The organism is Streptomyces sp. NBC_00310 (genome assembly GCF_036208085.1).
GTDB lineage: Bacteria > Actinomycetota > Actinomycetes > Streptomycetales > Streptomycetaceae > Streptomyces.
In genome coordinates this window covers 7,173,494-7,191,861 of sequence record NZ_CP130714.1, presented here as the reverse complement: position 1 = coordinate 7,191,861, position 18,368 = coordinate 7,173,494, and the positions used below count along the sequence as shown (strand labels likewise).

Sequence of the window (18,368 nt, the reverse complement as noted above, 5' to 3'; positions counted from 1 at the left end):
CCCCCTTCTCAGACTTCGATCTTGCCGAGGCGGCGGATGACGAAGAAACCGACCGTGTAGAGGCCGATCGAGATCAGGACCAGGGCCTGACCGAGGGGGGAGCCGGTCACCCGGGCCAGGGCGCCGTCGTTCGAGGAGTTGATCAGGAGGAGGGAGCCCAGGCCCAGGAGGGGGACGGTGAAGGCCGTCGCGTTGACCTCGGAGAGCATCGTGCGGACCTCGCGGCGGGTCTCCTTGCGGTCCTCCAGGGTCTGGGTCAGGTTGCGCAGCGAACTCACCACCGTGCCGCCCGCCTTGTTGGACAGGACGAGGGTGGTGACGAGGACGATCAGTTCGCGGGAGGGGAGGCGTTCGGCGAGTTCGCCCAGGGCGTCGTCGACCGAGCGGCCGAGCGCCAACTGGTCGGCCACCCGCGCCAGTTCCTCGCCCGCCGGGGCCTCCAGCTCCTCCGCCGCCATCGCCAGGGCCGTACGGAGCGCCAGGCCTGCGGCGGTGGCGTTGGCCAGGAGGCGGGCCACGTCCGGGAGTTGGTTGATGAAGGCCTCGATGCGTTTCTGGCGCTGCCAGTTGAGGAAGATGGCGGCTGCCCACACGCCGACGGCGCCCGCGATCGGGCCGAAGAACGGGGCGAGGGTGGCGGCGGCGATCAGCCACAGGGCGACGACGACCATGGCGACGTACGTGGCGAACTCGCCCGCCGTCAGGTCGAGGCCCGTCGTCGTGAGCCGCAGGTGGATCGCGCGGCCGAGGCGGGTGCGGCGCAGTCGGCGGTCGACGGCCGTGAAACGTCGTACGCGGCCCGCCGCCGTGCGGAGCGGGCCCCCCTGGCTGCCCGCGAGACGGTCGACCAGGGCCTGGCGCTGGGCGCGGCCGGAGACGTACGTGTGCGCGCCCGCGACGGCGAGGGTGCCGCAGAGGACGGTGGCGCCGAGGGCCAGCAGGGTGGTGTTGTCCAGGTCCAGGGGTGCCTGGGCCTGGGTCGCCTGAGCCAGAGTTGCCTGGGCCAGGGTTGCCAGGGCTGTCGCCATGTTCGGTCCTACCTCCTCGGGGCTCTCGGGCTATCCGATGGCCTGGCGGGTGTTGAGCGGGTCGATGGCCTCGGCCACGCCGTACGCGGGGGGCAGCGGCTCGTTGGCCACGTACAGCTTCTCCGCGACGGGGCGGGGTACCGGCAAGTGTTCGAAGCGGCCGTGGACGACGCGGTCGGCGCCGAGCGGGTCCGGGACGTAGCGGGAGACCGTGGCGATGCGGAACTGTTCACGGCCGTGCGAGACGAGCAGGGCGATCTCGGTGACCTTGCGGGAGCCGTCGGCGAAACGGGTGAGCTGGACGACGACGTCCACGGCCGAGTTGATCTGGTCCTTCAGGGCCTCGAAGGGGATGAGGACCTCGGACATCGAGCCGAGGGTCTGCAGGCGCATGAGCGCGTCCTCGGCGGAGTTGGCGTGGACCGTGGCGAGGGAGCCGTCGTGGCCGGTCGACATGGCCTGGAGCATGTCGAGGGTCTCGCCGCCGCGGACCTCGCCGACGATGATCCGGTCGGGGCGCATACGGAGGGAGTTGCGGACCAGGTCGCGGATGGTGATCTGGCCCTTGCCCTCGATGTTGGCGGGCCTCGATTCCAGGCGGATGACGTGCTCCTGCTGGAGCTGGAGTTCCGCCGAGTCCTCGATGGTGATGATGCGTTCGCGGGACGGGATCAGGCCGGAGAGGGCGTTGAGGAGGGTCGTCTTTCCGGTGCCGGTACCACCGCTGACGATCACGTTGAAGCGGGCGCGGACGAAGGCGGCGAGGAGCATCAGCATCTGCTCGTCGAGGGAGCCGAGGTCGATGAGTTCCGGGAGGGTGTACGCGCGGGGGAAGCGGCGGATCGTCAGGGTCGGGCCGGTGAGGGCGAGCGGCGGGATGATCACGTTGACGCGCTCGCCGGTGGGGAGGCGGGCGTCGACCATGGGGTTCGACTCGTCGACGCGGCGGTTGACGGTCGAGACGATGCGTTCGATCGTCTGCATGAGCTGGTCGGTGGAGGCGAAGCGGAGCGGGAGCTGTTCGACGCGGCCGCCTCGCTCCACGAAGATCGAGTCCGGGCCGTTGACCATGATCTCGGTGACGGACGCGTCGGCGAGGAGTGGTTCGAGGACGCCCAGGCCGAGGGCCTCGTCCACGACCCTGCGGATGAGTTGGGAGCGTTCGGCGGAGGAGAGGACCGGGCCCTCTCGGCTGATGATGTGGCCGAGGACGCGTTCCAGGCGGGCCCTGCGGTCGGCGGCGGTCAGCGCCGACATCTCGGCCAGGTCGATCTCTTCGAGGAGCTTGGCGCGGTAGACGGCCACGAGGTGTCCGTCCTCGCGTCCGGTTCCCCCTTCGTCGGGGGCGGCGATACGGGATCGCAGGCTCATCTTCTGGTCAACTCCTCTCGGTTGGCGGGGTGTTGAAGGGGTGCGGTCAGTTGTGAGTGTTGAGGGGTGTGCGGTCAGTTGTCGGTGTCGTTGGGCATGGTGGCGCTGCGTTCCACGGTGACCGGGTCGAAGAGGGGGACCACCGAGGGGACCGTGACGGTGACCGTGGCGGTGGTGGTGTCGGTGCCGCCGCCGTCCACGGCGGGGTCGGGGTTCAGCCAGGCGCTCGCCGCGGCCGCGCCTGCGGCCTCCCCCGCGCCGGGCTCCAGGGACTCGGCGCGTGCGGCGGCCCGTGCGGCCGAGCCCGCTTGGCTGATGCCGTAGCCGACCAGGCCGAGTTGGATCGCCGCCATGCCTACGAGGAGGAGGATCGGGAGGAAGCCGGCGAACTCCAGGATGGAGGAGCCTCGGTCGTTCCAGTGGTGGTGGGGTGGCTTTTTCGTCGGTGCCGGGTTCGCCCGGGGGTGGTGGGTGGGTCGGGGGCGCGCCGGGGGGTGTCCGTCCTCGGAACGGCGCGGAATCGGTCGCCCGAGAAGTCCGACGAGTTGACGAGCCAACCGCTGCGGGCGGACACCCCCCGACACGCCCCCTTCTCGCCGTACCCGGCCAACCCGCCGTACGGGGGGCGCCACGGCCTCCGCCTCCGCCTCCGCGCGTACGCGGCCCACCCGCCGTACGGGCTGTGCCACCGCCTCCGCGCGTACGCGGCCCACCCGCCGTACCGGCTCCGCTTTCGCGCGTGCGCCGTCTTCCCGCCGTACGGGCCGCGCCACGGCCTCCGCCTCCGCACGTACGCGGCCAGCCCGCCGTACGGGCCGCGCCACCGCCTCCGCCTTCGTGCAGACGTCGTCTTCCCCTCGTACGGGGTCGTCGGTCGGGGTCATTGGGGGTCTCCCTCCAGTGCCGCCCCCGCCTCGCCGTTGACGGTCCAGCCGGCGTCGAAGCCCGGGAAGAAGAGGGGGACGTTGGCCTGGACCTCGGCTCGCATGAGGGTGCCCGCGGGGGCGCAGTCGATGGAGGTGTCGGCCCAGGCGCCCGGCAGGTTCTGGGTGCCGGCGGCTTCGCAGGCGCCGGCGACGTCGCCGTCGACCGCGTAGGCGGCGGTGGCGGCGCGGGCGGCCTCGTCGGCGGCGTTGCCGGCGAGGGAGTAGGTGTAGCCGTAGAGGGCGGCCTGCCAGAGGATCGTCATGGTGACCAGGATCAGGGGGAACATCCCGGCGAATTCGAGGGTCACCGAGCCCCGGTCGCCGCCCTTGCGGCGGAGGGCGAGGGCGCCTCGGTCGGCCGAGGACCTGCGGCGTCGGCCGCCGTGCCCGTTCTCCGGCGCGGCCACCAGTTCCAGCTCCCCGGCCAGCGCCCACAGCGCCTGCTTGACCACCGAGCGGGCGTCGAGGTCCTGGAGGCGGCCCGCGTCGACGACGGACTGGAGTTCCTTGAAGGCGGCGGGGACGGCGGCGCGGGCCACCTTCGTGCCGGTGACCTTCTCGACCAGGGACGGCTGGATCTCCGTGGCGCGCGACAGGCGGTTGACGACCGTCAGCGTCTCCTCGGCCTTGCGGATCTGGAGGCGGTCCCAGAGGCGGACCATGCGTTTGGCGGCGCGGACCGCGATGACGTCCGGGGTCACCAACAGCAGGGCCTGGTCGGCCATTTCGACGGCCGCCGCGGTCGCCGCGGTCATCTGTGAACCGCAGTCGACGACGACCACGTCGTGCCGGGAACGGAGCGTGGCCACCACCTGGCGGGCCACCCGGTCCGTCACCTCCTCGCCGCGCTCGCCCTCGGCGGGGGCGAGGAGGAGGGCGATACCGGTGTCGTGGGCGTAGACCACCTCCTGCAGGACGCGGGGGTTGATGTCCGTGATGCCGGCCAGGTCGGCGACCGAGCGGCGGAACTGCACGTCCAGGTACGAGGCGACGTCCCCCGACTGCAGGTCGAGGTCGAGAAGGGCCACCGTACGGCCGGACGCGCGGGCCGCGAGGGCGAGTTGGACGGCGGTGACCGTGGCACCGACGCCGCCCTTGGCCCCGCTGACCGTGACGACGGTGCCGCCGGGGCCCGCGTACAGCTCCGGCGTGGGGCTGCCGAGGTGGCGGCGCATACCGGCCGACCAGGCGGCGGCGGCCTGGACGCGTTCGGCGAGGGCCTCGTAGGAGAGGGGGAGGTTGACGATGCCGCGGGCGCCGGAGTCCATGGCGGCGGTGAGGACGCCGGTGCTCGTGTCGGAGGTGACGAGGACGACGCCGACCGCCGGGAAGCGCAGAACGAGATCGCGGACCAGGTCCAACGCCGTTACGGGACCGATCCGTTCGTGGACCAGCACCACCTCCGGCAGCTCGTCCAGGGACTCGGCGGCCAGCCGCGCCAGGGTGTCCAGCAGGGCCGTGGAGTCGGAGACCGGGGGCGCCGGTTCGGCGTCGGCCAGCTGGCCGAGCAGGGTGGTGAGGGCGCGGGCCGAGTCGACGTCCCCGGCGGCCGGGAGGATACGGATGGTCATCGGCGGATCCCCGTTCCGGTCGCGGAGGTGCGGGGCTCGGCCGCCTCGCACCAGCAGGGTTCACTCGGCACCCGCGGCCCACTCGCCGCCCACGGCATCCTCGTTCGCCGTACCCCCCTCAGCATGCCCACCCTCGGCACGCCCACCCGCGGCGGCATTCGACGCACCCTCGTTCGAGTCTTCCTCGTACGGACGTTCCGGACCGACCTCATCGCGGGGCCTCCTACTTGTCCTCGTCGAGGGTGTACGAACGGTCGTCCGGCACGACGACGGTGGCCTCCCCGCCCCCGACGAGGGCGAGACGGACGTGCTCGGCGAACGACTCGGCGAACGCCACGCGCTGCGCGTCGGCCGTGTCGAGCGCGAAGGTGATCGGGACGGCCTCGGTCGCCGTGCGCCGGCGGTCGCTGCTGGACTGGCCGGATTCGAGGGGCGTCAACTTGCCGACGTCGATGACGCGGGCGTCGGCGACCATCAGCTTGGACGTGTCCTTGCCCGAGTCGCTGTCCTTCTCCTCGAACGTGGCGTAGAGGTTGACCCGCGACCCCGGGTTGATCTTCCCCGCCACACCGGTGGACGCGTCGATCAGGATCGCGATCTCCTGCTGCCCGGGTTCGAGTTCCGGCCGGTCGACGATCATGTCGGACTGGAGCAGGGAGCCCTTGCGCAGCTGGGTGACGGCGATCTTCCCCCGGATCTCCGACAGATCGGTGACGGCCGTGCCGGACAGCCATCGCTCCGGCATCGTGATCTTCTCGAACTGGCCCGCCGACAGCTCCTTGTAGGGCGCGATGTCGTCCTTCAGCCGGTACGCCGTCACCTCGGGTCCGACCTTCGCGTTCACGTCACGGATCACCGAGAGCACCCCGGCGAACGCGGCCAGGGCACACAGGGCCGAGAGGACCAGCAGGATGACGCCGCGGCGCTGGCGCGAGTTCACTACATCTCACCTCGTGGGAACGTGCCGGGCACAGAAGCGGGCCTGCTTCTCCTGCTGGGGGTCATGGGGTCTGCCCCCGGAGTATGGAGTTGTCGTACGGCTGTCATGTGGCCCCTCGGGGAAGGGCCGCCCGGCCCGGGAGGGGCGTGGGCTCCGGTTCCCGTAAGGGGGCCGCGCAGAACCCGCAGCGGTCGCCGATGAGTTCGAGGCCGCACCAGTGGCAGGTCTCGCGGCGTACGGACGACACCAGCTGGTAGAGCACGGAGACGTCGGCGAGGCCGGCGGCGAACTCGACGAGCTTGCCGGTCCCCCACCAGCGCGCGGACCCCTCGGGCAGCGGGACCGGCAGGGACCCCTGCACCTGCCAGGCGGGCGCGAGGGTCGCGGTGACCCAGTCGGACGGCGGCTGCGGCCCCTGCGCGACGAGCAGCCGGGTGCCGAACTCGGGACCGGCGAGGGGTTCCTGGTCGGCGGTGTGGAGCCGGACGAGCTGGGGCCGCGGGTTGGCCAGTACGGCGAACTGGGCGCCCGGCATCCACGACTTGGCGTGCGACTTCAGCGTGACCGGCACCCGGTCGAGCTTGGCGACGGAGCCGAGGTGGGCGCCGGCGTAGATGTAGTGCGCGAGGAGGCGTACGGAGGAGGCGAGCACCCCCGGGCTGAAGTCGCACACGGACAGCTGCCGCAACTGCTGGGCGAGCAGGGCGAGTCCGAGCGGGGGCAGGTCCACGCCGAGCAGGGCGATGCGGTCGCTCTCCAGCACCGAACGGACGGTGTGCAGCCGCCGGGTGACGGCCGGCTCGTCGGAGGCCGAGTGGAGGGCGATGACATAGCCGTGCTGCTCGATGAGCGCGTGCATGCCGAACAGGGAGGCTTCGAGGGTCTCCTGCGGCTGGACGACCGCGGGCGGGGTCTGCCGGTCGTGCGGTGGGAGCACCAGGTCGGAACTGGTGACGGCTATCGCGGTCGGCACGCTGCACACCACCCCGTTCACTTCGGCGGAGTGGTCGACCACCGCCTCAGACGGCCCCTGTGAGGAGCGACGTCTTCCTCGACGCCCCTCCTGCATCGTCTTGCATCAGCACCATATCCACGGCATGGCCCGATCAACACCGAATCTCCTTGATCAACTCACGGAAGGTGCGGCCGTATCCACACAGAGTGAGACGCATATGCCTCAACTCGGCAGGCGGGAGGGGGTGTTGGGCGGCCCGGACGAGTGAACGGTGGGCCTGCGCGGGAGTACCTTCGTCCTCTTCTTCACGGTCGTGCCCGCCCCGGTTCTGTCACCCGACGCCCGGTCCGGCGACACACTTTGCGGCAAAGGTCGTGGCGTTGCAGCACGCCATACGCCGATGCGATGATCGCACGCATGTCTGATCACGGGGGAGGCGTCGGAGCGGCGGGCGGTATACGCCGATCCAGGATCTTCCACTACGTGGAACCGGCCGAGCCGGCCATGCCGAACGGTCCCGCTTCCGAACGCCCGCCGGCCCCGCCCGAAGAGCGGACCCCGTCCCCGACAGGCGGCGACACCCTCCCCCCGGCGGCAGATGACGCCGCCCTCGCCCACCGCCGACGCGAAGCCGCCGCCCTGCTCGGCGAGTTCCGGCGTACGGCGGTACTCGTACCCCTGTCGGCGGACGGCGCCCCGCTCACCGGGGAGCACGGCGGTATCCGCTGGATCTACGCCTTCTCGGACGAGCCGTCCCTGGCCCGATTCGCTATCGCAAGGGGCGAAGGCGCGCGCGAGTGGGCGTACGACCGGGTGCTGGGCGCCCGGCTGCTGGACGTGGCGATCCCGGCGATGCCGGTGCCGTACGGGGTGGCGCTGGACGTCGGCAGCGAGGGTCAGGGCGCGCTGTTCCCGCCGGTGAGGGGGATCGTGCCGGATGCGGCGGCGGTGGACGTGGACGACGAGACGAGCGGGTCCGGCGGAGACGGGGAGTTGACTCGATGAACGACGGCGGAGGTGGTGGGGGCGGCGGAGGTGAGGGCAAGGACCTTCAGGTGGAAGGCCTGGCCCTGATCACCGAGGGCATCAACCTGGCCATGTCGGAGCTTCGTGAACTCGGCATGATCGGCGAGGCGAGCGTAGGCCGCGGCTTCGCCGATCTGGCCCTGTCCGGCCTGGAGTTGGGGCACGGCGGACTGACGTCGGCGCTCGACACCTTCTGCGAGCGCTGGGAGTGGGGAGTCCGCGCGCTGATCCTGGAGGGCAGCAACTTCGCGGACGCCGTGGGCCTGGCGGCGGGGACGTTCCACGAGACCGAGCAGTACATCGACGGCACCTTCAAGATCGCGGCGAACTCCGTGATGGGCAACCCGCACCTCAACGAGGACCAGGTCACCCAGATGTCCTGGGGCGAGATCGGCGACAACCACATGTTCGCCACCTCCGACTGGAGCGCGGAGTCCTGGGAGCGGGCGCAGGAGAACACCGACCAGGCTTGGAACGACGCCCAACGTGATGTGATGACGTCGCCCCTCCTTGAGAACGGGCCCCTCGACCCGCAGAAGGCGATGGGCATGACCGACCAGGAGTACGAGGCGTCGCTGGACCAGCAGTACGGCCCCTCCCGCGAGGAACGCGAGCAGGCGGCCCAGGCCGAGGGACAGCAGCAGAGCGGGGGCGGCAGCTGATGGGTGGCTGGATCCCGGACGGTGTGGAAGACAAGCTCAAGGGCGCCGCCAACACCGTCGTCGGCAAGGCCGAAGAGGTCTACGACGACGGCAAGAAGCTCGTCGGCGAAGGCATCGACAAGGGCACCGACTACGCCGGCGAACGCCTGGAGGACATGGGCTTCAAGGGCGTCGCGGACAAGGTGGAGGACTGGGGCGACGGTGCCGCGTCCGCCCTGGGCGCCACGCCCGGCGAGCAGCAGCTCGGCGAGACCGAGCAGGCGAACGAACTCGTCCACGGCAACGTCGGCCGTATCCAGGAGAGCGCCAAGCACCTCAAGGACTTCCACACGGCCTTCGACAAGGTCGGCGACGGCATGCGCAAGCTGGACTCCTCCCAGTGGAAGGGCCAGGCCGCCGACACCTTCCGCGAGAAGTTCGCCATGCACCCCAAGAAGTGGATGCGTGCGGCGGACGCCTGTGACAAGGCCGCCAAGGCGCTCGACGCGTACGCGGACACGGTCAAGTGGGCCCAGGGCCAGGCCCAGGACGCCATCGACGCCTACAAGGCGGGCATGAAGGCGTCCAAGGCGGCGGTGGAGGCGTACAACGCCAAGGTCGACACCTACAACGCCAAGGTGAAGGCCGGTGAGGATCCCGGCCCGAAGCCGGCGGAGTTCAGCGACCCCGGCAAGGCGGACATCGCCCTCGCCCACGAACTCCTCAGGGAGGCCCGCCGCCAGCGCAACGAGGCCGCACGCACCGCCACCACCTCGATCAGGGCCGCCCTGGAACACGCCCCCGCCGAACTACCCCCCGCCCTCAAACTCGCCGCCAACTTCGCCGACCAGGGTGCGTCATCGGCCGTGGAACTCACCCATGTCGTCGGAGGCGTCGTCAAGGGCGGCGCGGGCATCATCACCTTCGGCCGCAGCATGAACGCCCTCGACCCGTACAACATCGCCCACCCCGCCGAGTACTACCAGAACGTCAACATGACGCTCGCGGGGCTCACGTCGACGGTCGCCCACCCCGACCGGGCCCTCAAGGACGCCTGGCAGTCCGCCAAGAAGGACCCGTCCGAGTTCGGGGGCCGCGTCGTCCTCGATCTCCTCGGGACCAAGGGGGCGGGGGCGGCGCGCGGGGCGGTGACGGGCGGGATCAAGGGCGCGCTCAAGCACACCCTGGACGACGCGGCCGAGGCGGGAGGAGCCCAACGCGGGCTGAGGGATACCGTCGGCAAGGCGCCCCAAGAGCACGACAACCCCGGCCAGAAGGTCCAGAAGGACCCGACCGACCCGGTCGACCTCACCACGGGCAAGATGTACCTGCCCCAGACGGACGTGGTGCTTCCAGGTGCTCTCCCCCTCGTCTTCAGACGGCGTGTGGAGTCCGGCTACCACTTCGGCCGCTGGTTCGGCCCGTCGTGGTCCTCGACGGTCGACCAACGCCTGCAGATCGACTCCGAGGGCGTCGTCTTCGTCACCGAGGACGGCCTGCTCCTCGCCTACCCCCATCCGGCACCGGGCGTCCCGACCCTCCCCAGCCACGGCCCCCGCTGGCCCCTGGACCGCGAGGACGGCGGCTACACGGTCACCGACCCTCAGGCGCACCGCGTCTGGCACTTCACCGACCGCGGAGACGACCTGGCCGTCATCGAACAGATCGACGACCGCAACGGCAACTGGCTCACCTTCGAGTACGACACCGAGGGCACCCCGCTCGGCATCGTCTCCAGCGCCGGATACGACGTACGCGTCACCACGGAGGCAGGCCGGATCACGGCACTCCACCTCGCCTCCGGCAACCAGGAACTGAAGCGCTACGGCTACACGGACGGCAACCTGACCGAGGTCGTCAACTCCTCCGGCCTCCCCCTCCGCTTCACGTACGACGAAACCGGCCGCGTCACGTCCTGGACGGACACGAACAACCGCGGCTACACGTACGAGTACGACGACCGGGACCGCTGCGTCGCCGAGGGCGGCACGCACGGCCACATGAGCCTCCGCTTCACCTACGGCGAACGGGACTCGGCAACCGGTCACCGCGTGACGACCACGACAACGGGCGAGGGCCACACCCGCCGCTTCGTGATCAACGACGCCTGCCAGGTCGTCACCGAGATCGACCCCCTCGGCGCCGCCACCCACTTCGAACGGGACCGCTACCACCGCCTCCTCTCCCACACGGACCCCCTCGGCCACACGACCACGTACCGCTACGACGAGACCGGCAACCCGACCGTCGTCACACGCCCGGACGGCCGCGAGGCGAGGGCCGAGCACAACGAACTCGGTCTGCCGATACGGGTGGTGAACCCGGACGGCACGGTCGTCCGCCAGACGTACGACGAACGGGGCAACCGCACATCCGTGACCGGGCCGACCGGCCACACCACCCACTTCACGTACAACGAATCGGGCCACCTGACCGCCGTAACGGACCCCCTCGGCCACACGGCAACGGTCCGCTGCGACCCCGCCGGTCTCCCGTTGGAGATCACGGACCCCCTCGGCGCGGTCACCCGCTACGAACGTGACCCCTTCGGCAGACCCGTCACCCTCACGGACCCAACGGGTGCGGTGACCCGGCTGGAGTGGACGGTCGAGGGCCACCTCGCCTGCCGCACCGCCGCCGACGGCACGACGGAGTCGTGGACGTACGACGGCGAGGGCAACCGCACCACCCACACGGACCCGATGGGCGCCGTCTCCCACTTCGAGTACACCCACTTCGACCTCCTGACGGCCCGCACGGGCCCGGACGGGGTGCGCTACGAGTTCGACCACGACAAGGAGCTACGTCTGACGCGGGTGACCAACCCGCAGGGCCTGACGTGGGCATACGAGTACGACGCCGCAGGCAACCTGGTCACGGAGACGGACTTCGACGACCGCACCCTCACGTACACCCACGACGAGGCGGGTCGCCTGAAGACCCGCACGAACGCGCTCGGCCAGGTGGTTTCCTTCGAGCGCGACGAACTGGGCCAAGTGCTCCGCAAGGACGCGGCGGGCGACGTCACGACGTACGCGTACGACATGACGGACCAGCTCGCCCAGGCGACAGGCCCGGACGGTACGACGCTGACGATCCTGCGCGACCGCTTCGGTCTGGTGCGCTCGGAGACGGTCGACGGCCGCGAACTGACTTACAAATACGACGAGTTCGGTCGACGGATATCCCGCACAACACCGACAGGGGCAACAACGACCTGGACGTACGACGCGACCGGTCGCCGCACGGGGATGACAGCCTCGGGCCGCACCATCGACTTCACCTACGACGAAGCCGGCCGCGAACTGACCCGTCACATCGGCGAAACGGTCACCCTGCACCACACCTTCGACTCCATCGGCCGCCTGACGACCCAGTCGGTGATGGCGGCAGACGACCGCTCGATCCAACACCGCTCATACTCCTACCGCTCCGACGGCAACCTGACCGGCATCGACGACCAACTCTCCGGCTCCCGCCACTTCGATCTGGACACGGCGGGCAGGGTGACCGCGGTCCACGCGGCGAACTGGACGGAGACGTACGCCTACGACGAGGCGGGCAACCAGACGTCTGCGTCGTGGCCGACGGACCACCCGGGCCAAGAGGCGACGGGACTGCGCTCGTACGAGGGCACCCGCATCACCCGCGCGGGCAAGGTCCGCTACGAGCACGACGCCCTCGGCCGCATCACTCTCCGCCAGAAGCCCCGCCTGTCCCGCAAAGCGGACACCTGGCGGTACGAGTGGGACGCCGAGGACCGCCTCACCTCGGTGACCACACCGGACGGCACCCGCTGGCGATACACGTACGACCCGCTGGGCCGCCGCACGGCGAAACTCCGTCTGTCAGCCGACGGCAAAGCGGTCATCGAGCAGATCGACTTCACCTGGGACGGCACAACCCTCTGCGAACAGACCACAAAGTCCCCGGCTCTGCCGAACCCGGTCACCCTGACCTGGGACCACCAAGGCCTGCGGCCCATCTCCCAGACGGAACGCATCACCGCAGTCGCCACTCCGCAAGAGGAGATCGATTCCCGCTTCTTCACCATCGTCACCGACCTGGTCGGCACCCCTAGCGAACTCGTCGACGAACACGGCGAGATCGTCTGGCGGACACGGAGCACGCTCTGGGGCACAACAGCCTGGGCCGTCAGCAGTAGCACCTACACACCTCTCCGCTTTCCCGGCCAGTACTACGACCCCGAAACCGGCCTCCACTACAACTACTTCCGCCACTACGACCCCGAAACCGCCCGCTATCTCACCCCCGACCCTCTCGGCCTCACCCCTGCGCCCAATCCCGCCGCATACGTCCATAACCCGCTGGAGGAAATAGACCCGAAAGGATTGTCCCCCTGCCGCCAAGCTGTCGCAGAGGACTTTGGTGTCGCACGAAAGGCAGTAATCGAACCTAAAGTAGTCTATCGAGGAGATACGCGCCCACCTGAACTAGTTTTTGAAAATGGCTTTTCACCGAAGGGAACCAACGAGGACATCGGAAAATATTCACTCTACGACACCCCATCAAACTGGGTCGGCACAAGCAAGAGCGTCAGCGAGGCAGGTAATTTTCCGCAGTCGGCCAGAGGACGCGGCACCTGGGTTTACGAGATCCGCGGCGCCGGGTATGGCGTAGATGTCAACCGCTCACTAGGAGGCGCTATTCGCTCTTGGATAAACGGCACCGGCTTCCCGTCCGAGCGAGAGGTGATTTTCAGGAGCATCGATCCGAGCAACATCGTACGCGCGGAATATTGGCGCTACGGAAGGCCGACGGGAGAAATCATCGAGAACCCGGGATATATAGAGTGAACGAAGAAATTCCCATCCGCGTCCAATTTGATGACCAGGAAACCGAGTGGAAAATACTGGTCGAAGGGGACGGCCCGTGGCAACTGCGCCTGGAATCACCGCACGGCATTGAGGCATCAGCCAACGGCGACAACGTGTTTCAAGCACTGCGGTCCATGCGAGCAGAGCTTGCCCCGAGAGGTATCGCACTCTGCTGCAACGGGGCACGAGCCAATGTCAGACCATCCGGGCTGTCCTCATCGCACGGCGCTTGGATGATCTACGTTCTCCACATGTGGCGTCCCACAACAGTACGCGACCTCGTTCCAACTTTCAATTATGCACCACCGAACCTGATCGCCTCCATCGAGGAACAGGACGCATACTGGGAGCGCCACCTCAAAAACAGGAAGAATTGGCTCAACTTCATCAATCCGATCTGGTGGCTCTATTTCCTCACTGCGTCATGGGGAAAGCCGAAGTGGCGATAGCGCCGATCCAGGAAAATCGACCGATCGGAACTCCGTGCAGCCATCCAGGAGATCTGGACCGGCAGTCACAAATTCGCGACATCGCCCACTTCACAAATATGCAGGACCAAGAATTCATCTTCAGGGCACTACCGGATCACCGTCTGAGCAGCCGACAGCCCAGGCCTACGCATAGTCAGCCGCCCGCGGTAGACAACTCGAACCACACCACCTTCCAGCCGCGCTTTCGGAAGTCTCCGGTGACGGGGTAGCGGCCCCAGACGTCCGCCAACGCGTCGACGAGGAACAGGCCCCGGCCGAACTCGTGGTCGGTGGTGGAGGGGAGGGGGCTGGGGAGATCGGGGTGGTTGTCCAGGACGGCGACGTGGAGGCGGTCGGGGCTGGCGCGGAGGGTGACGGTGATGAGGCCGTCGGAGTGCTTCACCGCGTTGGAGAGCAGCTCCGAAGTCAGTAGTTCCGCTGTGTCGGTGAGGTCCTGGGAGCAGGCGTGACCGAGGAGTGCGGCGCGGATCGTGTGGCGGGCGACGCGTGGGGTCCGGGGGTCGTTGGGCAGGTCCAGGCGGCATTCCCAGGTGCGGGAAGTCTTCGAGGAGGATGCGGGCGGGACAGGGCAGGCCGAGGGCGCTTCGGGCATGGGGGTTCCCTTCGAGGCAACAACTGCCGTGTGTAGCTTGTTCATTACCGACTGTAGGGCATGCGGGGTTATGTTGCCCCATAAATGAGGGAACACAAGCACCTCCAGGGTGGTGCTGTCTTCGAGGAAGGAACGGCATGGCCGGGAGGACATCTCCGACGGAGCGGCAGAAGCGGCTCGGGGCGGAGGTACGGAGGATGCGCACCGCTGCCGGTATGACCGGGGAGTACGCCGCCGGACTGCTCGGTGTGGACCGAGGCAAGATCTCCAACATCGAATCGGGCACACGTGCCATCAGCGCCGACCGGCTACGTACGTTGGCCTGCAACTGCGACTGCGACGACGAGGCTTACGTCAGCGCCCTGGTCGCCATGGCGCAACCCGCCGAGCGGGGCTGGTGGGAGAGATACCGGGGCAGCCTTCCCGCCGGGCTCCTCGACATCGCCGAGTTGGAACACCACGCCGTGCGGATCCGCAGCGTTCACCTGATCCACATGCCTGGGCTCCTTCAGTCCAGCGACCACGCCCAAGCCGTCTTCAAGGCCGCGCTGCCGCCACTGCCCGACCATGAGATCGCCCTGCGGCTCGCGCACCGCCTGGAGCGTCAGCGTGTGCTGCAGAACGACGACCCCACCGAGTACGTCGGGATACTTCACGAGGCGGCGCTGCGCATGCAGTTCGGCGGACGCAAGGTCGCACGGGGGCAGCTCGATCATCTTCTCGCCGTGTCGGAGTGGGCCAACATGGCGCTACGGGTCTTCCCGTTCGACGCGGGCTCGTTCCCTGGCGCTGGGCAGACCGTGATCTATATGGAAGGCCCCGTGCCGGAGCTCGACACCGTGCAGGTCGACAGCACCCACGGACCGGAATTCCTATACCAGGAGGCCCAGTTGTCCAAGTACCGAACCCAACTGGATTGGATGGAGAAGCGCGCACTGTCTCCCGAGGAGTCGCGCGCCTTCATCCAGGACATCGCCAGCCAACTCTGAGGAGACGACCATGGCCGACATCACGTGGGAAGACCCCTTCTGCGCCGAGGGATCGGCTTGCTTCCGCCTCGGCACCGACCCCACCGGCAACGCCTACATCGCCATAGCCGGTGCCGAGGACACCTACCTCACCGACACCCGGGAAGCGCTGCGCACGCTCATTCTCGACATCAAGGCGGGCAAGGCGGATCACTTGCTCTGAGGTTTCGCACGGTCGTCCGTGCGGAAGCACCATGGCTAGCCCATCGGGCGGTAGTAGCCGAGCACCTGGGCCAGGTGCGCGAACCAGTGGTGGAGGCGCTCCCGGGGCTTCGCCTCGACCGTGCACTCGTAGAAGCTGCCGTCGAGGTGGATGACGGCCACCATGAGGGACTTGCCGTTGCCGCTCGCCTTGTAGTGGACGCTGCGGATCTCGGGCCAGGTGAAGTCGATGGCGATGCCGTGGTCCTCGAAGGCGACGCCGTTGATGTCGATGACGACGGAGTTGTGGCGGTCGACGGCCAGGAACTCCGGGCCCTGGTCCGGGGCGCCTGGGGCTCCCGGGGCTGCTTGTGGCTGGGCGTACGGGTGAGGCGGCTGGCCCACGGGAGGCGGTGCCGGCTGCCCGTACGGCTGCCCCTGCGGCGGCTGCGCGTACGGCTGTGGTGGCTGGCCCTGCGGCGGCTGCGCGTAGGGCTGTGGTGGCTGGCCCTGCGGCGGCTGCGCGTACGGCTGTGGTGGCTGGCCCTGCGGCGGCTGCGCGTAGGGCTGTGGTGGCTGGCCCGGAGGCGCGGCCGGGGGCGCGTACGGCGGGGGCGGGGGGCCGAAGCCCTGCCGGCCGCCCGGCGGTGTCCATGGCTGCGGCGGTGGCGGCGGCTGCTGGCCCTGATCAGGCTGGTCCATGGTGTTCGTCCCTCTGCCCCGTTGGTGTGACTCGTACCGCACCGTATCCCTCACCCGCCCATGAAACATTCCCCGGGGGCCACCACATCAATGAAGTGAGAAGCGAAGTAGCGAAGAGGCCGAGTAGCGAAGTCGGCGCCTACGCGAGCTCACCCAGGGGGAGCCAGAGATGAGACCAGTCCGCGCGGACGGATACCAGGAGTTCGCGGCGGCGCGTGCGGGGCATCTCTACCGGTCCGCGTGTCTGCTCACCGGCGGAGACACCCATCTCGCCGAGGACCTCGTGCAGGAGACGCTCGGGCGGTTGTACGTGAAGTGGGGGCGGGTGCGGCAGGCGGAGAACCCGGCCGGGTACGCGCAGACCGTGCTGACCAGGACCTTCCTCGCCCATCAGCGGCGGCGTAGCAGCAGGGAACGGGCCACGGACGTGATTCCGGACGTGCCCGCCGCGCCCGGCTCCGACTCCTCCCTGCGGCTCACCCTCGTCGAGGCGCTGGCCCAACTGCCGCCCAAGGACCGGGCCGTGGTCGTCCTGCGCTACTGGGAGGACCGGTCCATCGAGGAGACCGCCGCGTCGATGAACGCCAGTTCGGCGGCGGTCCGCACACGATGCGTCCGCGCCCTCGCCCGGCTGCGCGTGCTCCTCGGGGACGGCATCGGTGAGTACGTCACCCCCTGAGTGCCTCAGAGACACCGGCCGACACCCACACCCACACTCGCTCCCACACCCACCCGCACTTCCACACTCACTCCCACACCCACTCGCAGAAACGGTGGTTCGTCATGCCCGTTGAAGAGCACGGAGACCCCTTCGAGGGCAGGCTCGGCGACGCCCTGCGCCGGGCCGGAGATGCCTTCGAGACCGATGGACACGCGATGGTCGGCGGCGGAGCCGTACGCGGCCGGCGGCTGCTGCTGCGCCGGCGGGCGGCGATGCTGGGCGGGGTCGCCGGGATCGCGCTCGTCGGAGTGGGCGGGGCGCTCCTGCTGCCCGGGATCGGCGACGGGGGCGGGAAGCAGTCCGTGGCGGCGGAGCGGTCCACCGAGCCGGGGCCCAGGGACGACGACGGCAAGGTGTCCGGCGCCCGACTCGTCCGGCAGCTCAAGGATCTGCTGCCGGCGGGGAAGTTCAGCGGGGAGTCGGCGCGTGGCACGGGCGCGGAGCCGGGGCCGTACGCGCAGGTCGTGTACGACGACGGCGAGGGCGGGGCCGCCGTGCAGATCGGGCTCGGGCAGATCGACGCCGACAGCGAGCACGCCAAGCAGCTCACCGACTGCCCGGACAAGACGTTCGTCGAGTACGACTCCTGCGAGGAGAGCACCCTGCCGGACGGTTCGCGACTGATGCTCTTCCAGGGGTACGAGTACCCGGACCGCCGTGAGGAGACCAAGCACTGGTACGCGCAGTTGGTCACCGCCGACGGTTACGACGTCAGCGTCATGGAGTGGAACGCCCCGGCGCAGAAGGGCTCCCCCGTCACCCGTGAGGACCCTCCGCTGACCACCGCCCAGTTGAAGGACATCGCCATGGACTCGGGCTGGCGCCGGGCCATCGACGCCATTCCGGAGGACAAGGCGGAGCAGGAGGACCAGGGGGAGAAGCAGGAGTCCTCGACCGAGCGGCCCGAGGCCGGGTCCGTCGACGCCCCGGTGGTGGACGGCGCCACCATCCAAAAGACCCTCGCCGGGCTCCTCCCCGACGGCGTCCACGGTGTCGACGAGGGCAGCCAGGAGTCGGACTTCGCCTACGTCGTCCTCGACGACGGCAAGGGGAGGAGCCTGGTGCAGATCAATGTGCAGCCGGGGATGGCGGACGTCGCGGACTCGTTGTTCGGCGCCGATGCCGAGACCCTGCCCGACGGCACGAAGGTCGCCACGAGGCAGGGGCCCGGTGAGAAGGGCGGCGAGGGGGTCGTCATGTGGACCGTGGACACGCTCCGCACCGACGGGCTGCGGGTCGTGATCAGCGCCTTCAACTCCGGTGCCCAGCACACGGCCGCGACCCGCGAGACCCCCGCGCTCACCCTGGCGCAGCTGAAGGAGATCGCCACCAGCGAGAAGTGGAAGACGCTCGGCTAGCGACCGGGGCACTGCCGGCCCCGTGGTCCGGTGGGGGCG

The 18,368-nt window shown here is 69.4% G+C and carries 17 protein-coding genes; 9 read left to right on the top strand and 8 right to left on the bottom strand.

Translation table 11 applies throughout. The annotated features are described in order from the left end of the window. Positions 1–8: 8 nt before the first annotated feature. The 6 genes from OG202_RS31600 to OG202_RS31575 all read right to left on the bottom strand — a co-directional run bounded on the left by OG202_RS31600 (position 9) and on the right by OG202_RS31575 (position 6,809). Entirely contained in the window at positions 9–1,028 is a 1,020-nt protein-coding gene (locus tag OG202_RS31600) for a type II secretion system F family protein (protein WP_405895340.1), read from the bottom strand. 30 nt (positions 1,029–1,058) lie between these two features. After that, the gene (locus OG202_RS31595) at positions 1,059–2,399 is read right to left on the bottom strand and encodes a CpaF family protein (protein ID WP_326578062.1); all 1,341 of its coding nucleotides are present in this window, start codon (positions 2,397–2,399) and stop codon (positions 1,059–1,061) included. Between the two features lie 74 nt (positions 2,400–2,473). Further along, on the bottom strand, positions 2,474–3,283 hold the full coding sequence (locus tag OG202_RS31590) for a TadE family protein (protein ID WP_328223953.1): 810 nt from the start codon (positions 3,281–3,283) through the stop codon (positions 2,474–2,476). Further along, positions 3,280–4,896: an AAA family ATPase gene (locus OG202_RS31585; protein ID WP_328223952.1), complete on the bottom strand. Its 1,617-nt coding sequence runs from the start codon at positions 4,894–4,896 to the stop codon at positions 3,280–3,282. The genes OG202_RS31590 and OG202_RS31585 overlap by 4 nt, the downstream gene beginning before the upstream one ends. Positions 4,897–5,119: 223 nt before the next feature. Next, complete coding sequence (cpaB, locus tag OG202_RS31580) at positions 5,120–5,836, bottom strand: Flp pilus assembly protein CpaB (RefSeq protein ID WP_326578065.1); 717 nt, start codon at positions 5,834–5,836, stop codon at positions 5,120–5,122. 103 nt (positions 5,837–5,939) lie between these two features. Continuing rightward, a complete protein-coding gene (locus OG202_RS31575; RefSeq protein ID WP_328223951.1) occupies positions 5,940–6,809 on the bottom strand; it encodes a hypothetical protein in 870 nt (289 codons plus the stop codon). A 399-nt stretch (positions 6,810–7,208) separates the two neighbouring features. Here OG202_RS31575 and OG202_RS31570 point away from each other — a divergent pair, with 399 nt between their 5' ends. From OG202_RS31570 to OG202_RS31555, 4 genes are read left to right on the top strand one after another with little or no spacing between them, the layout of a single operon-like run. Then, positions 7,209–7,796: a hypothetical protein gene (locus tag OG202_RS31570; RefSeq protein WP_327727995.1), complete on the top strand. Its 588-nt coding sequence runs from the start codon at positions 7,209–7,211 to the stop codon at positions 7,794–7,796. Further along, the gene (locus OG202_RS31565) at positions 7,793–8,479 is read left to right on the top strand and encodes a hypothetical protein (protein ID WP_328223950.1); all 687 of its coding nucleotides are present in this window, start codon (positions 7,793–7,795) and stop codon (positions 8,477–8,479) included. Before OG202_RS31570 ends, OG202_RS31565 begins: the two co-directional genes overlap by 4 nt. Beyond that, entirely contained in the window at positions 8,479–13,275 is a 4,797-nt protein-coding gene (locus OG202_RS31560; RefSeq protein WP_328223949.1) for a putative T7SS-secreted protein, read from the top strand. The genes OG202_RS31565 and OG202_RS31560 overlap by 1 nt, the downstream gene beginning before the upstream one ends. Further along, complete coding sequence (locus OG202_RS31555) at positions 13,272–13,745, top strand: hypothetical protein (RefSeq protein WP_327727998.1); 474 nt, start codon at positions 13,272–13,274, stop codon at positions 13,743–13,745. The genes OG202_RS31560 and OG202_RS31555 overlap by 4 nt, the downstream gene beginning before the upstream one ends. 175 nt (positions 13,746–13,920) lie before the next feature. Here the strand turns inward: OG202_RS31555 and OG202_RS31550 are convergent, their stop codons facing one another. Continuing rightward, positions 13,921–14,379, bottom strand: coding sequence for an ATP-binding protein (locus OG202_RS31550; protein ID WP_327727999.1), 459 nt, complete (start codon positions 14,377–14,379; stop codon positions 13,921–13,923). 137 nt (positions 14,380–14,516) lie between these two features. Between OG202_RS31550 and OG202_RS31545 the strand changes: the two genes are divergently transcribed. After that, positions 14,517–15,368 (top strand): helix-turn-helix domain-containing protein, encoded by an 852-nt coding sequence (locus tag OG202_RS31545; protein WP_328223948.1) that lies wholly within the window; start codon positions 14,517–14,519, stop codon positions 15,366–15,368. A gap of 10 nt (positions 15,369–15,378) precedes the next feature. Beyond that, positions 15,379–15,570 (top strand): hypothetical protein, encoded by a 192-nt coding sequence (locus OG202_RS31540; RefSeq protein ID WP_326578069.1) that lies wholly within the window; start codon positions 15,379–15,381, stop codon positions 15,568–15,570. Positions 15,571–15,605: 35 nt separating this feature from the next. Here the strand turns inward: OG202_RS31540 and OG202_RS31535 are convergent, their stop codons facing one another. Beyond that, on the bottom strand, positions 15,606–15,953 hold the full coding sequence (locus tag OG202_RS31535; RefSeq protein WP_328223947.1) for a hypothetical protein: 348 nt from the start codon (positions 15,951–15,953) through the stop codon (positions 15,606–15,608). On the opposite strand from OG202_RS31535, the gene OG202_RS31530 reads away from it, so the two are divergent. From OG202_RS31530 to OG202_RS31520, 3 genes are all read left to right on the top strand, one after another. Beyond that, positions 15,936–16,280 carry a hypothetical protein gene (locus tag OG202_RS31530; protein ID WP_328223946.1) on the top strand — a complete coding sequence of 115 codons (345 nt, stop codon included), beginning with the start codon at positions 15,936–15,938 and terminating at the stop codon, positions 16,278–16,280. The two genes, OG202_RS31535 and OG202_RS31530, sit on opposite strands and share 18 nt — an antisense overlap. Positions 16,281–16,419: 139 nt before the next feature. Continuing rightward, on the top strand, positions 16,420–16,929 hold the full coding sequence (locus tag OG202_RS31525; RefSeq protein WP_326578072.1) for a SigE family RNA polymerase sigma factor: 510 nt from the start codon (positions 16,420–16,422) through the stop codon (positions 16,927–16,929). 104 nt (positions 16,930–17,033) lie between these two features. After that, complete coding sequence (locus OG202_RS31520) at positions 17,034–18,329, top strand: hypothetical protein (RefSeq protein WP_328223945.1); 1,296 nt, start codon at positions 17,034–17,036, stop codon at positions 18,327–18,329. Positions 18,330–18,368: the final 39 nt, after the last annotated feature.

Bases quoted from the DNA above. Each gene is read 5' to 3' on its own strand.
- OG202_RS31550 (WP_327727999.1), bottom strand. From the start codon at position 14,379: ATGCCCGAAGCGCCCTCGGCCTGCCCTGTCCCGCCCGCATCCTCCTCG.
- OG202_RS31585 (WP_328223952.1), bottom strand. From the start codon at position 4,896: ATGACCATCCGTATCCTCCCGGCCGCCGGGGACGTCGACTCGGCCCGC.
- OG202_RS31525 (WP_326578072.1), top strand. From the start codon at position 16,420: ATGAGACCAGTCCGCGCGGACGGATACCAGGAGTTCGCGGCGGCGCGT.
- OG202_RS31590 (WP_328223953.1), bottom strand. From the start codon at position 3,283: ATGACCCCGACCGACGACCCCGTACGAGGGGAAGACGACGTCTGCACG.
- OG202_RS31560 (WP_328223949.1), top strand. From the start codon at position 8,479: ATGGGTGGCTGGATCCCGGACGGTGTGGAAGACAAGCTCAAGGGCGCC.
- OG202_RS31570 (WP_327727995.1), top strand. From the start codon at position 7,209: ATGTCTGATCACGGGGGAGGCGTCGGAGCGGCGGGCGGTATACGCCGA.
- OG202_RS31545 (WP_328223948.1), top strand. From the start codon at position 14,517: ATGGCCGGGAGGACATCTCCGACGGAGCGGCAGAAGCGGCTCGGGGCG.
- OG202_RS31600 (WP_405895340.1), bottom strand. From the start codon at position 1,028: ATGGCGACAGCCCTGGCAACCCTGGCCCAGGCAACTCTGGCTCAGGCG.
- OG202_RS31565 (WP_328223950.1), top strand. From the start codon at position 7,793: ATGAACGACGGCGGAGGTGGTGGGGGCGGCGGAGGTGAGGGCAAGGAC.
- OG202_RS31540 (WP_326578069.1), top strand. From the start codon at position 15,379: ATGGCCGACATCACGTGGGAAGACCCCTTCTGCGCCGAGGGATCGGCT.
- OG202_RS31520 (WP_328223945.1), top strand. From the start codon at position 17,034: ATGCCCGTTGAAGAGCACGGAGACCCCTTCGAGGGCAGGCTCGGCGAC.
- OG202_RS31595 (WP_326578062.1), bottom strand. From the start codon at position 2,399: ATGAGCCTGCGATCCCGTATCGCCGCCCCCGACGAAGGGGGAACCGGA.